At 66.7% G+C, this 12,712-nt stretch carries 15 protein-coding genes; 2 read left to right on the top strand and 13 right to left on the bottom strand.

Going from position 1 to position 12,712, the window contains the following annotated elements; translation table 11 throughout:
* Nucleotide 1 precedes the first annotated feature (1 nt).
* The 3 genes from rplN to H9L22_RS18355 form a co-directional block, all read right to left on the bottom strand.
* Complete coding sequence (gene rplN, locus H9L22_RS01900; protein ID WP_187721371.1) at nt 2-370, bottom strand: 50S ribosomal protein L14; 369 nt, start codon at nt 368-370, stop codon at nt 2-4.
* A gap of 203 nt (nt 371-573) precedes the next feature.
* The gene (locus H9L22_RS18360; protein WP_226966060.1) at nt 574-2,571 is read right to left on the bottom strand and encodes an ABC transporter permease; all 1,998 of its coding nucleotides are present in this window, start codon (nt 2,569-2,571) and stop codon (nt 574-576) included.
* The gene (locus tag H9L22_RS18355) at nt 2,553-3,842 is read right to left on the bottom strand and encodes an ABC transporter ATP-binding protein (RefSeq protein ID WP_226966059.1); all 1,290 of its coding nucleotides are present in this window, start codon (nt 3,840-3,842) and stop codon (nt 2,553-2,555) included. The genes H9L22_RS18360 and H9L22_RS18355 overlap by 19 nt, the downstream gene beginning before the upstream one ends.
* A 135-nt stretch (nt 3,843-3,977) precedes the next feature.
* On the opposite strand from H9L22_RS18355, the gene H9L22_RS01890 reads away from it, so the two are divergent.
* Complete coding sequence (locus tag H9L22_RS01890) at nt 3,978-4,364, top strand: phage holin family protein (protein ID WP_187721370.1); 387 nt, start codon at nt 3,978-3,980, stop codon at nt 4,362-4,364.
* Between the two features lie 6 nt (nt 4,365-4,370).
* On the opposite strand, the gene H9L22_RS18350 is transcribed toward H9L22_RS01890, so the two are convergent.
* From H9L22_RS18350 to H9L22_RS01870, 5 genes are all read right to left on the bottom strand, one after another.
* Nucleotides 4,371-4,559 (bottom strand): ABC transporter permease family protein, encoded by a 189-nt coding sequence (locus H9L22_RS18350; RefSeq protein ID WP_226966058.1) that lies wholly within the window; start codon nt 4,557-4,559, stop codon nt 4,371-4,373.
* Nucleotides 4,547-5,266 (bottom strand): carbohydrate ABC transporter permease, encoded by a 720-nt coding sequence (locus H9L22_RS01885; RefSeq protein ID WP_226966057.1) that lies wholly within the window; start codon nt 5,264-5,266, stop codon nt 4,547-4,549. Before H9L22_RS01885 ends, H9L22_RS18350 begins: the two co-directional genes overlap by 13 nt.
* 133 nt (nt 5,267-5,399) lie before the next feature.
* A complete protein-coding gene (locus H9L22_RS18345; RefSeq protein WP_406707846.1) occupies nt 5,400-5,786 on the bottom strand; it encodes a carbohydrate ABC transporter permease in 387 nt (128 codons plus the stop codon).
* Between the two features lie 471 nt (nt 5,787-6,257).
* Complete coding sequence (locus H9L22_RS01875) at nt 6,258-7,676, bottom strand: ABC transporter substrate-binding protein (RefSeq protein ID WP_187721369.1); 1,419 nt, start codon at nt 7,674-7,676, stop codon at nt 6,258-6,260.
* A 5-nt stretch (nt 7,677-7,681) separates the two neighbouring features.
* Nucleotides 7,682-9,334: a glycoside hydrolase family 13 protein gene (locus H9L22_RS01870; RefSeq protein ID WP_187721368.1), complete on the bottom strand. Its 1,653-nt coding sequence runs from the start codon at nt 9,332-9,334 to the stop codon at nt 7,682-7,684.
* A 151-nt stretch (nt 9,335-9,485) separates the two neighbouring features.
* On the opposite strand from H9L22_RS01870, the gene H9L22_RS01865 reads away from it, so the two are divergent.
* Nucleotides 9,486-10,496, top strand: a complete 1,011-nt coding sequence (locus H9L22_RS01865) for a LacI family DNA-binding transcriptional regulator (protein ID WP_187721367.1) — start codon at nt 9,486-9,488, stop codon at nt 10,494-10,496.
* A 64-nt stretch (nt 10,497-10,560) separates the two neighbouring features.
* On the opposite strand, the gene rpsQ is transcribed toward H9L22_RS01865, so the two are convergent.
* From rpsQ to rplV, 5 genes are read right to left on the bottom strand one after another with little or no spacing between them, the layout of a single operon-like run.
* A complete protein-coding gene (rpsQ, locus tag H9L22_RS01860; RefSeq protein ID WP_187721366.1) occupies nt 10,561-10,836 on the bottom strand; it encodes a 30S ribosomal protein S17 in 276 nt (91 codons plus the stop codon).
* A gap of 2 nt (nt 10,837-10,838) precedes the next feature.
* The gene (gene rpmC, locus H9L22_RS01855) at nt 10,839-11,072 is read right to left on the bottom strand and encodes a 50S ribosomal protein L29 (protein WP_187721365.1); all 234 of its coding nucleotides are present in this window, start codon (nt 11,070-11,072) and stop codon (nt 10,839-10,841) included.
* Nucleotides 11,072-11,491 (bottom strand): 50S ribosomal protein L16, encoded by a 420-nt coding sequence (gene rplP, locus H9L22_RS01850; protein ID WP_187721364.1) that lies wholly within the window; start codon nt 11,489-11,491, stop codon nt 11,072-11,074. Before rplP ends, rpmC begins: the two co-directional genes overlap by 1 nt.
* Before the next feature lie 2 nt (nt 11,492-11,493).
* Nucleotides 11,494-12,300 (bottom strand): 30S ribosomal protein S3, encoded by an 807-nt coding sequence (rpsC, locus tag H9L22_RS01845; RefSeq protein ID WP_187721363.1) that lies wholly within the window; start codon nt 12,298-12,300, stop codon nt 11,494-11,496.
* A gap of 2 nt (nt 12,301-12,302) precedes the next feature.
* The gene (gene rplV / locus H9L22_RS01840; RefSeq protein ID WP_187721362.1) at nt 12,303-12,704 is read right to left on the bottom strand and encodes a 50S ribosomal protein L22; all 402 of its coding nucleotides are present in this window, start codon (nt 12,702-12,704) and stop codon (nt 12,303-12,305) included.
* Between the last annotated feature and the right edge of the window lie 8 nt (nt 12,705-12,712).

The raw sequence follows: 12,712 nt of genomic DNA, 5'->3' as shown, positions 1-12,712 counted from the left end.
GTCAGATCACCTCCGGGGCGAGCGAGATGATGCGCATGAACTTCTTCTCGCGCAGCTCGCGGGCCACGGGACCGAAGATGCGGGTGCCGCGGGGCTCCCCGTCGTTCTTCAGGATCACGGCCGCGTTCTCATCGAACTTGATGTAGGAACCGTCGGCGCGGCGACGTTCCTTGGCGCTACGGACGATGACGGCCTTGACCACATCGCCCTTCTTGACGTTGCCGCCAGGGATCGCGTCCTTGACGGTGGCGACGATGGTGTCGCCGAGGTAGGCATAGCGGCGCTTGGTGCCACCGAGAACACGGATGCAGAGGATTTCCTTCGCACCAGTGTTGTCGGCGACCTTGAGCCGCGACTCCTGCTGGATCATTCCTTCTCCTTGCTCCACCGGTTCCCAGATATCAGGCCTTGTGAAACTAGAAACGAACCCCCTGGATTCTGCCAGGAGGCAACCCCCAGCTCAAGAGAGAGGGGGCCTTGGTCATCACCCGGGAGAGGTCCCCCGAAGGGGCACAGTCCCAAGGCAACTGGGTCAGTCTATCCCAACCGGTCTGAGCGAGAAAATCGCCGCCACTACTCGCTTCGCAGCGCCTCGACGGGGTCCTTGCGTGACGCCGCCGACGAGGGGATCAGACCGGCGAGAGCCGTCAACGCCATCGAGATGGCGACCAGGATCAGCGCCGCCTGCCAGGGAAGCTGCGCGACGTTCGCGACGTCGAAGTTGGCGTAGACGATGGCGTTGGCCGGGATGGTGAGCAGGAACGTGATGGTGACGCCGAGCGCGCCGGCGACGAAGCCGACGATGAGGGTCTCGGCGTTGAAGACGGTGCGGATGTCCCGCTTGCTGGCACCGATCGAGCGCAGGATCCCGATCTCCTTCTTGCGTTCCAGCACCGAGATGTAGGTGATCACGCCGATCATGATGGAGCTGACGATGAGCGAGATGGCGACGAAGGCCACGAGCACGTAGCTGACCATGTTGATGATGTCGGTCACGGACCCCATCAGCGCACCGACCAGGTCGGTGTACGTGATGACCCGGTCCTCGTCTCCGGCGGCGGTCGCGTCCGCGTTGTACCGGTCGAGGGCGGCGATGACCTCTTCCTTGCCCTCGAAGTCGATCGGGTAGATCTGGATGGCGGACGGTTCGGCGAGGTCCGCGTAGCCCAGGGTGCGCAGGTTCCCCTCGACCGACGCGGTCCGTGTCGTCGCCATGGACATGAGCAGCTGCGTGAGCTCGTCCTGGTTGCGGTTCAGCTGGAATGCGTCGGCGAAGGCGGCCTCATCGATGCCCATGGCGTCCGACATCTGCGTCGTCAGTTGCGACATGGCGCCCTCGAGCTGGGCGGAGATCTGGCTCTGCAACGCGCCGCCCACCTGCGTGGCCAGCTTCGTGGACAGCGTGCCCATGACCTGGTTCATGTAGGCGCCGATCGCCGACTGCAACTGGGTCTCGACGGAGCTGAGGTCGATCAGCCCCATCGCCTCGGCCTGCAGCGCCTGTCCGGCCTCCGAGGCGAGATAGGACTCGAAGCTGCCTTCCACGTTCTCGGGGTCGAGACCGTTGGCGGCGATGTGGGCCAGGTAGCCAGTGACCAGCGTGGTGACCAGCCCCGATTCGGCGCCGTCCCCTCCCCCGGTCAACAGGGCCTGGGCCTCGGGCGTGGCGAGGAAGATGGGGAAGTTGGTGGCGGTGTCGGCCGGGTCGAGACCGTTGTCGGCCGCGTAGGCGAGGTAGGCGGTGACGATCTGCGTCACCACCTCCGTCGACTGCCCCAGGTCGGCGTCGAGGTTGTCGGGTGGGACGACGAGCGTCGTCAGGTCGAGGCCCGCCAGCACCGACTCCAGGTCGAGCGCGGGCAGGTCGGCCGGATCCAGCTCGAGGCTGGGCATGTCCAGATCCCCGAGGCCGGACAGGTCGAGGTGGAGCTTCGACTCGTCGAAGGTGAAGGCCTTGGTGATGGCCTCCTCGTCGATGGAGATCAGGGAGGCCAGGTCGAGGTCGGTCTCGGCCGTGTCGTCGGCGAAGCTGCGTCCGGAGAAGACGTTGATGTCGCGGTGGTCGAGCTGGGCGGCGACGATGTCGGTGCCGGCGGCGCGCTCCATGATGTGGTGCGTCAGCTCGGGCGTGTAGTAGATGCCCGGCTGCAACACGGCATTGTCACCGGAGGGACGCACCACGCCCACCACGCGGAGCGGTTCTCCACCGTCGACCAGCCCGGTCATGAAGGCCGTGTCGCTGCTGCGGTCGGTCCACACGTCGTAGGCGTCGTCGTAGGTGTAGCGGTCGGTGGCGTGCACGAGCCGGAAGGTGACGTCCATGAGCTGGTCGTACGTCAACGTGAGCTTATCCCCGGGGGTCGTGACGGGTTCCTCGTTGATCACCTGCTCGACCATGGCGTCCAGCTCGGCAGGGTCGCGCAGCCCCATCGCGTAGAGCGTCAGATCGCTGATGCCGTTGTCCCCGCTGAGGACCACGACCGTCTCGTCGGCGGAGGTGGGCCAGTCGCCGGCCAGCACCTCGTACTGCGTGTCGACGAGCGACAGGTCGCTCACGAGCTCCCGGAACACGTTGGTGCTTCCCGCCGCCCCATGAGGCTGCTCGCCTCCCCGGCCTGGAACCCCAGGGCCGCGAGCGAGTTGTCCGGGTTGATCTGTCTGGGGCCGTCAGCGGTGTCGGCGGCGAAGATCTGTGGGGTGACGTCGTAGGAGTACTCGATGGCGTTGACGTAGTCGTCGAGGCCGGCGTCGCCGCTGTCGAGCCAGGTCCGCAGGGAGCGCAGGTCGTTGGTGCCGATGCCGCCGAACATGCTCGAGACCATGTCCACCTCGTGGACCTCGCCGTCGCGGTCGCCGTTCGCCCGTTCCTCCATGAGGCCCGCGGACGCGGCCAGCAGGGAGCCGACGTCGAAGCCCTGCTTCTGGATGGACAGGGGGTACATCGACAAGGTGTCCTCCTCGACCCCCTTGATGTACGCCTGGACCCCGTTGGCGAGCGCGAGGATCGCGGCGATGCCGATGATGCCGATGCTGCCCGCGAAGGACGTCATCAGTGTGCGGCCCTTCTTCGTCATGAGGTTGTTGAACGACAGGGCGATGGCCGTCAGGAACGACATGCTGGTCCGGCGCCCAGGGGACCTGCCCGACGCGGCCGCCGGCGTAGGTTCGAAGGGATGGGTGTCCTCCGAGATCACACCGTCGCGGAGGGAGACGATGCGGGTCGCGTACTCCTCCGCGAGTTCGGGGTTGTGCGTGACCATGATGACCAGCCGGTCCCGGGCGATGCTGGTGAGGAGCCCCATGATCTGGACGCTGGTGGTCGAGTCGAGGGCACCGGTCGGCTCGTCGGCGAGCAGGATCTCCGGATCGTTGACCAGGGCCCTGGCGATCGCCACGCGCTGCATCTGGCCGCCGGAGAGCTGGTTGGGCCGCTTGTGGATGTGGTCCGCCAGGCCCACCTCCGTCAGCGCCTCGACGGCGCGGCGGCGGCGCTCCCCCGGCGAGACGCCGGCGAGGGTGAGCGCGAGCTCGACGTTGGCGAGCACGCTCTGGTGCGGGATCAGGTTGTAGCTCTGGAAGACGAACCCGATCCGGTTGTTCCGGTAGGTGTCCCAGTCCCGGTCCTTGTAGCGGGACGTCTCCACGCCGTCGATGATCAGGTTGCCCGAGTCGTAGTGGTCGAGGCCGCCGACCACGTTCAGCAGAGTGGTCTTGCCCGAACCGGAGGGGCCGAGGATGGCGACGAACTCGTTGTCGCGGAAGGCGATGGAGACGTCGTTGAGGGCGACCTGCGTGAAGTCGCCGGTCGTGTACGTCTTCGAGACGTTCCTGACCTCCAGCACCGCATCCCCATTCCGCCGGCCGTAGAGTCGCGTCCGACCAGGACAAGCCTACGGTCGTCGGGCAAACGCGCGGTTGCCGGGGCCCGTCTCCCCCTTCCAGCGGAGCCCGCTGTCGTCGGATGGCATTCTGGTGACATGAAGTTCCTCCTGCGCCTCGTCGTCACCGCCCTCGCGACCGCTGTCGCGGTGTGGATCGTGCCCGGCATCACCCTGACCGACACCGATCGCACCTCGCAGGCGCTGACCCTGCTCGGGGTCGCCGTGATCTTCGGCATCGTCAACGCCGTCGTCAAGCCGATCATGCAGGTGCTGAGCGCCTGCCTCATCGTGCTCACGCTCGGCATCTTCCTGCTCGTGATCAACGCGGCCATGCTCGCACTGACCTCGTGGTTCGCGGGCGTGGTGGGGCTCGGCTTCCACGTGGACGGCTTCTGGGCGGCCGTGTTCGGCTCGGTGATCATCTCGGTCGTGGGCGCCCTCCTCGGGGGCCTGCTCGGGCAGGGCCGGCGCGAGGAGGCGTGACCGGCGCTAGCCCTTGACCGCGCCCCCCATCCCGGCCCCGCTGAGGAAGAGTCGCTGGAACCCGAGGAAGAGGACGACGGGGATCAGGGTCGCGATCGCGAGCGACGCCAGGAAGACGCCGAGGTCGACCGATCCCGCGATCGCGGGGAGCCTGACCGACAGCGGCTGGATCGTCGGGTCCTTCAACACGAGCATGGGCCAGAGGAAGTCCTTCCAGCTCGCGATGATCGCAAACACGCTGACGACCCGAGGATCGGCTTCGACATCGGGAGGACGATGGACCAGAACAACCGGAAGTTGCCGGCACCGTCCACCCGGGCGGCCTCGAAAACCTCCCGGGGCAGGCTGTCAAAGAAGCGGGCGACGAGCACGACGTTGAAGGCGCTGGCACCCGCGGGTAGCCAGACGGCCCAGAAGGTGTTGATCAGCGACACCCCGAGCAGCGGTGGGTCGAGCACCGTCAGGTACAGCGGAATAAGGAGCACGACGGCCGGCACGAACAGAGTCGCAAGGACCATTGCGTGCAGCGCGCGGCCGTACTTCGGCCGCAGCACCGACAGCACGTAGCCGCCCGTGGTGGCGACGATCACCTGCGAGGCCCAGGCACCCAGCGCCAGCCACACGGTGTTCAGGAAGTAGCGGCTGATCTGGACCCGGTTCCAGGCCTGCTCCAGGTTGTCGAACTTGAGCCCGTTCGGGAACAGCGCGAGGGGCGTCCGGAGGATGTCCTGCGTGGGGGTGACGGCGAACTTCGCGAGCAGCAGCATCGGCCCGAGGCCTGCGATCACCAGGAGGAGGAGCAGGACTCCGTGGGCGCCGCCGAGGCCGGCCCTGACCAGCGGCCTGCGCCAGTCTGCCGATGAGACGATGCCGCGCTGGACGGGGGCACTGCGCGTCTTCATGACCCGCTCCAGGATCTCGTGAGTCGGAAGTAGATGAGGGAGAACACCGCGAGGAAGGCGGCCAGCATGAGCGACAGGGCGGTCGCGGCGCCGTAGTTGCCGCCGAGGCTTGTCGCGAACGCGTAGTTGTAGATCAGTAGCAGGACGGTGATGGTGGCGTGGGCAGGGCCACCCCGGTGAACAGGTAGGGCTCGAGGAACACCTGTGCGGTGGCGATGATCTGGAGGATGAGGGTGATGTAGATGACGCCACGCAACTGGGGCAGCGTGACGTGCCATATCTTGTGCCAGATGCCGGCTCCGTCCATCTCGGCGGCTTCGTAGAGTTCCGGGGGGACACCGGTCAGCGCTGCAAGGTAGATGATGATCGTGCCGCCGGCCCCCGCCCACGTGGCGGCGAGGACGAGCGACGGCATGGCCCAGCCTGCGTCCTGGTACCAGGGGAACGGGCCGAGACCCACCCAGCCGAGGATCGTGTTGAACACCCCAGTGGGGCTCCCGTCGTAGAAGAACTTCCACAGCAGTACGGCGACGACCGGGGGAACGACGACGGGAAGGTACGCCAGCGCCGAGTAGATTCCCTTCCCCTCCGAACCTCGCTCATCAGAACGGCCACGACGAGCGGGATCGGGAAACCGATGAGCAGAGCCAGAAACGCGAAGTACAGGGTGTTTCGGACGGCGACAGCGAGGAGCGGATCATTCAGGACGTAGGCGAAGTTGTCGAGGCCGACGAACACGGCCGGATCGACCAGGTTCGTCCTCTGGACGCTCATGATCACCGACCGCACGATCGGCAGCCACGAGAAGATCCCAAAGATGAGCAGCAGCGGGAGCGCGAAGAACAGGGTGCTCGCTCCGCCGCTGCTCACCCAACCTCTGCTGCGGGAGACGATGCCTTTCCTAGGCCTGGAAGCCGTGGTTGTCACGTGGATTCACTCCTGGATGTCGGTCGAGTGGGGTGCCGGGTTCCCGCGGCACCCCACCTCTGTGTCACTTGGCGTCGAGCAGCGCCTGCGCCTGCTTGTTCACATCGGCGAGGAGCTTGTCGATGTCCGCATCCTTGTCAGTGAGCACGGCCTGCACGACGGGGTCGAGCAGGGCGTAGATCTCCTGCGTCTTCTGGCTCGGCTCACCCACCAGGTTGAGGTCGAACATCGTCGACGTGTAGCCCTTCATCTGGTCGAGCGGCAGGTTGATGAACTCCTTGATCCACGACTGGTTCTCCTCGTACTGGGCTCGGTTGAACATCGGCAGAACAGGGGTTCCGACGGGCTGGTTGTTGGCGACCAGCGTCTTTGCGTCGGCGATGGCCCTGTCCTTGTCAATCAGTTTGGCCAGGTAGAAGAAGTCGATCCACTTGATGGCCGCGTCCTTCTCTGCGTCGGTCGCCGAGGCGGGCATCGCCACGAGGGTGCCGCCGGTGAGGACTCCCGCGTCCTCGCCCTCCTGCGGCATGGCGCCGAGGCCGTACATCTCCGGATTCAGGCCGTTGGTCTGCACCATCGAGGTGTAGACGTCGGAGCCGGAGGTGAACATGCCGACCTGGCCTGCGGCGAAGGCCTGGTTGATGCTGCCCCAGTCGAACATGAAGTTGGAGCCCATCGAGTTGTCGGCCCAGCGCATGTCCTTGAGCATCTGCAGTGCGGCCTTCGTGCCCTCGTTGTCTAGCGTCGAGGTCGCGGTGCCGTCGGCGTTGAGGGTCTGGACCCGGCCGCCGTGGGCGAAGGTGTTGGCGACCAGCTGCCACCCGCCCGTATTGTTCTGGGTCATCTGCATGTAACCGGCGACCCCTGGATTGGCCTCGGCGATCTTCCTGGCCGCCTCGCGGACCTCGGTCCAGGTCGTCGGCGGCTTGTCGGGGTCGAGCCCCGCCGACGTGAACAGGTCGCGGTTGATGTGCAGGCCGACTCCGTAGACGTTCTTGGCTGGGATGGCGTAGACCTTGCCGTCCGGGCCTTTGCCGGCCGCGAGCAGCGACTCGTTGAACTTCGAGGCGTACGGCAGGGTCTGGAACTGGGCATCGAGCTCGGCGATCTGCTTGTTCTCGATCAGCGTCTTGCCGTCGGTGAACGGGATCTCGAAGACGTGAGGAAGAGTGCCGCCCGCGAGCTGGGCCGCGAACGTTGTTGCCTTCCACTCGTACTCCTCGGGGACGATGTCGATCCCCGGATTGGCGGCCTCGAACTCGGCCACCTGGGCGTTGAAGGCGTCGATCGCGGCCTGTTCCGAGCCGGGAAGCAGAGAGACCACGCGCAAAGTGACCTGCTCCGCGGCGGTTGCCGTGCCGCCGGGCGAGCCGCTCGGCGCATCCGTGGGGCCGGCCGGGGTCTGGGCTGAGCAGCCGATGAGGGCGCCTGCGCCCACGAACGCTGCCACGAGTGCGGCGATGCCGCCTCGGGTCGATGTCATGAAACTCACTTCTCCTTCGGGTTGTGGGCGAGCCAGACGGCGTTATCTGGCTCGAGGTGGCCGTGACGCAACGCGCCACTGGCCAGCAGAATGGGGGCGGACTCCGGCAATGCGACCGGAGAGCCGCTCATGTTGACCAGACACGTGACGGTGTCGGCACCGGTTCCCCGGGTGAAGGCGAGCACGCCGGGATCGGAGTCGATCCAGGAGAACTGCTCGCAGGCAAGGCCAGGGACGGAGCGTCGCAGCGCGAGGGCCGTTCGGTACAGGTTGAGCATCGACCCGGGGTCAGCGACCTGGCCGTCGACGGCATAGTCCGCCCACCATGCTGGCTGGGGCAACCACGTCGCCACCTCGACGGGGGAGAACCCGACATTGGGGGCCCCGGCGCGCCAGGGCAGCGGCACCCGGCAACCGTCGCGGCCCGGGTCCTTGCCGCCGGAGAGCAGGTACATCGGATCCCTGCGCGCCCCGTCGGGCATGTCCTCGACCTCCGGAAGGCCGAGCTCGTCTCCCTGATATATGTAGAGCGATCCCGGCAGCGCGGCCGTGAGCAGCGCAGCGGCCCTTGCCCTGCGGTGACCGAGGGCGAGGTCGGTCGGCTCACCGAACCTCTTGTCGGCGAACGAGAAGCCGGACTTCTCGCGGCCGTACCTGGTGACGGGCCGGGTGATGTCGTGGTTCGACAGCACCCACGTCGAGGGCGCGCCGACGAGCGCGTGGGCGGAAAGGGTGTCGTCGATCGACTCGCGGAACTGGCCGGCGTCCCAGGGTCGGATCATGAAGTCAAAGTTAAAGGCAGTGTGCATCTCGTCGTCGCGCAGGTAGTTGGCGAACCGGGTCGCGTCGGGCAGCCAGACCTCCCCCACCAGCACCCTGGTTCCGCGGTAGCTGTTGGCCACCCGCCTCCAACTGCGGTAGACGTCGTGCACCTGGTCCCGGTCCGTGTTGGGATGTTGACCGGGCGGGTACTCGTCGACGATGTCCGCGAGGCCGGGGTCCTTGATCAGCAGCGCGGCCGAGTCGACGCGGATGCCTGCAACCCCACGGTCGAACCAGAAGCGCAGTACCGACTCGTGCTCCTCCCACACCCCGGGGTTCGTCCAGTTCAGGTCGGGTTGCTCCGGCGTGAACAGATGCAGATACCACTGGCCGGGGCGTCCGTCCGCCTCCACGACTCTGCTCCAGGTCGGCCCGTGGAAGTTCGAGGGCCACTGATTGGGCGGGATCTCGCCGCGGCCGCCGCCGTCCCGGAACCAGAATCGCTCACGGGCCGCCGAGCCCGGTCCTGCCACGAGGGCCTCCTGGAACCAATTGTGGGCGGAGGAGACGTGGTTGGGCACGACGTCGACGATCGTGCGGATGCCGTGCTCGGAGGCCTCGGCGATCAGCAGTTCCGCCTCCCGCAGCGTGCCGAGTTCGGGGTGAATGACTCGATAGTCGGCCACGTCGTAGCCGCCGTCGATCAGCGGTGACGCGTACCACGGCGTGAACCACAGGGCGTCCACGCCGAGGGAGACCAGGTACGGCAGCGCCGCGCGCACCCCGGCAAGGTCGCCGATCCCGTCGCCGTCGCTGTCGGCGAAGCTGCGCGGGTAAACCTCGTAAATGACCGCGTGCCGCCACCACGACGCGTCGTCGACCTCTACCTCAGCCACCGTAGTTCCATCCTATATCAGAACCCGTTTACCGGTACACGTTTACCGGTAAAGGTGATGCTAGACTCCATCCCGAGACCCGTCAACCTGTGTTATCGGATCGTGACCCGGAACCACCTATGGGTAGGCTCCCGATTGGGAAGGAGGGTGCATGACAACGGTCAGAGACATCGCTGCCGAGGCCGGCGTGAGCGCCATGACGGTCTCCAACGTGATCAACGGCCGCACAGACAAGGTGTCGGTCGCCACCGCGGAACGCGTGCGCAGCATCATGGCGCGGACCGGGTACGTTCCCAACGGCCCTGCCACCGCGCTTTCCACGAGTCGCTCGAACATCGTGGCGCTGATTCACGCCGCCAGCGGCCGGCGCAGTCAGCCCAGCCCCCACGACTCGATCTTCCTCGATGAGGTGGAGCGCCGGGTCACCGGGACGGGGAGATTCCTGATGATCAGGTCGGCCGATGACGTAGCCCAGACCTCGGCAGAACTCCGATCATGGCGGGTTGACGGTGCGATCGTGCTCGGCGCGTTCGCCTCCGAGGCCGACGAGGTCCAGGCCCAACTCGGCCTCCCCCTCGTGTTCGTAGACAACTACTCGACCTCCAGCCGCATCAGCCGGGTCGGCCTCGACGACTTTCAGGGCGGGCTTCTGGCCGCACGAGAGCTGATCGGCGCTGGCCACCGACGCCTGGCGCTCGTCGCGCCTGGCGTCGACCGGCCCGGCGTCATCCACCAGCGCTATCTCGGGTTCCGCGCCGCGGTCGCGGAGGCCAGCCTCGACAGGAACTCGCTCGAGCTCATCGACTGCGAACCGTTCTTCGATCCGAGCTGGGAACTCGGGTCTGCCCTGGCACGACGACAGGACCGTCCCACCGGCCTCTTCGCGACTGCCGACATCATCGCGATCGGACTACTCAAGGGGATGGCCGAGGCCGGCGTGCAGGTTCCCACCGCTGCGTCGATCGTTGGCTTCGACGACCTCCCGGAGGCCCGCTACGTGACGCCGTCGCTCACCACGATCCGGCAGGACATCCCGGCAAAGGCGCAGGCCGCCGTTGATGCCCTGCTCACCCTCATCGAGGGCAACGAGCGCCCGGCCGAGGTCCGGCTGCCCGTGACTCTCTGCCGCCGCGGTTCCGTCGCGCCCGCTCCCCCAGACTGACCGGGACAGATGGCAAAAGGCCCGCCCCTCCGGAGAGGGGCGGGCCTGCTGCTGTGGGCGTGCCTTACTTGGCGCGCTCGAGGATCTCGACCAGGCGCCAGCGCTTCTGCGCCGACAGCGGACGGGTCTCCATGACGCGGACGCGGTCGCCGATGCCGGCTTCGTTGTTCTCGTCGTGGGCCTTGAGCCGCGAGGACTTGGTCATGACCTTGCCGTAGAGCGGGTGCTTCACGCGGTCCTCAACGAGGACGACGATGGTCTTGTCCATCTTGTCGGACACGACGACACCCTGCAGCACCTTGCGGGCGCTGCGAGCTTCAGTGGTGATCTCTTCGCTCATATTTACTTCTCCTCAACAACCGGCTCGTCGACGATGCCGAGGTTGCGCTCCTGGAGCACGGTGTAGATCCGTGCGATGTCCTGACGGACGGAACGCAGTCGGCTGCTCGACTCCAGCTGGCCGGTAGCAGCCTGGAAGCGAAGACCGAACAGCTCCTCCTTCAGCTCAACGACCTTGGCGTTGAGCTGATCACGCGACAGACCACGCAGGTCGTGTGCGGCGAGAGACTTACTCATCAGATGTCACCTGCTTCGCGCTTGATGAAGCGTGCCTTGAACGGCAGCTTGTGGATGGCGAGGCGCATGGCCTCACGGGCAACGTCCTCCGTGACGCCGGACAGCTCGAAGAGCACGCGACCCGGCTTGATGTTGGCGACCCACCACTCCGGCGAACCCTTGCCGGAACCCATGCGGGTTTCGGCCGGCTTCTTCGTCAGCGGACGATCGGGGTAGACGTTGATCCACACCTTGCCGCCACGCTTGATGTGACGGGTCATGGCGATACGAGCGGCCTCGATCTGACGGTTGGTCAGGTAGGACGACTCGAGAGCCTGGATGCCGTAGTCGCCGAAGGCCAGCTTGGTGCCGCCCTTGGCCGCGCCATCCCGCTTGGGGTGGTGCTGCTTACGGAACTTCACTCGGCGGGGAATAAGCATGCTTATGCTCCTGCGTTCTCAGTAGCGGGCGCAGCCGACTCGGCAGCTGCGTCGGCGCGACGGCGGCCACCGCGCTCGGGACGATCCCCACGGCCTTCGCCGCGGGCGGGACGACGGCCCGGACGCTGACGACCGGCGGGCGCCGCGTTGCGGGCAGCCTTCTGGGCAGCGCGCTCAGCGCGGGTGCCTGCGACGTCGCCCTTGTAGATCCAGACCTTGACGCCGATGCGGCCGAACGTGGTCCGGGCCTCATAGAAGCCGTAGTCGATGTCGGCGCGGAGGGTGTGCAGCGGCACCTGGCCGTCGCGGTAGCCCTCGGAGCGCGACATCTCGGCACCGCCGAGACGGCCGGAGCACTTGATGCGGATGCCCTTGGCGCCGGAGCGCATGGCCGTCTGCTGAGCCTTGCGCATGGCGCGGCGGAAGGCCACGCGGGCGCTGAGCTGCTCGGCGACACCCTGGGCGACGAGCTGAGCGTCGATCTCGGGGTTCTTGACCTCGAGGATGTTCAGCTGGACCTGCTTGCCGGTGAGCTTCTCGAGCTCGGAGCGGACGCGCTCCGCCTCGGCGCCGTTACGGCCGATGACGATGCCCGGACGCGCGGCGTGCAGGAAGATGGTCACCCGCTCGGAGCGACGCTCGATCTCGATGGACGAGATGCCGGCGCGCTCGAGCGTCTTGGTCAGGTACCCACGGATCTTGACATCCTCACCGACATACGCGGCGTAATGCTTGTCGCTGTACCAACGCGTCTTGTGGTCGGTGGTGATGCCGAGGCGGAAGCCGTTCGGGTTGATCTTTTGGCCCATTATCAGGCTCCCTTCGTCTCGCGGGGTTCGACAACCACGGTGATGTGCGAGCCACGCTTCAGGATGCGGCTCGCCGATCCCTTGGCCCGCGGGCGGATGCGTCGGAGGGTGACACCCTCGTCCACGAACGCCTTGGAGATGTACAGGTCGTCAGCGCGCAGGGCCTCAGCGGACTCGGCGTTGGCGACCGCGGACGCCACCACCTTGTACACCGGCTCCGACGCGGCCTGCGGCGCGAACTTGAGCGCCACCAGGGCGTCCTTGATGTCCATGCCGCGGACCAGATCGACGACACGACGGACCTTGGTCGGGCTCATCCGGACGTGGCGCGCGATGGCGTACGAGCCAGGACGATCCCCGAGCAGGGTCTCGCGACGACGGCTGTTGCCGTTCTCGTTGCTCATAGTGAAAT

This window comes from Tessaracoccus defluvii (genome assembly GCF_014489575.1).
In the GTDB taxonomy this organism is placed as follows: Bacteria; Actinomycetota; Actinomycetes; order Propionibacteriales; family Propionibacteriaceae; genus Arachnia; species Arachnia defluvii.
Note: the sequence above shows the minus strand (reverse complement) of the source record. Positions and strands in the feature narration are given on the sequence as shown.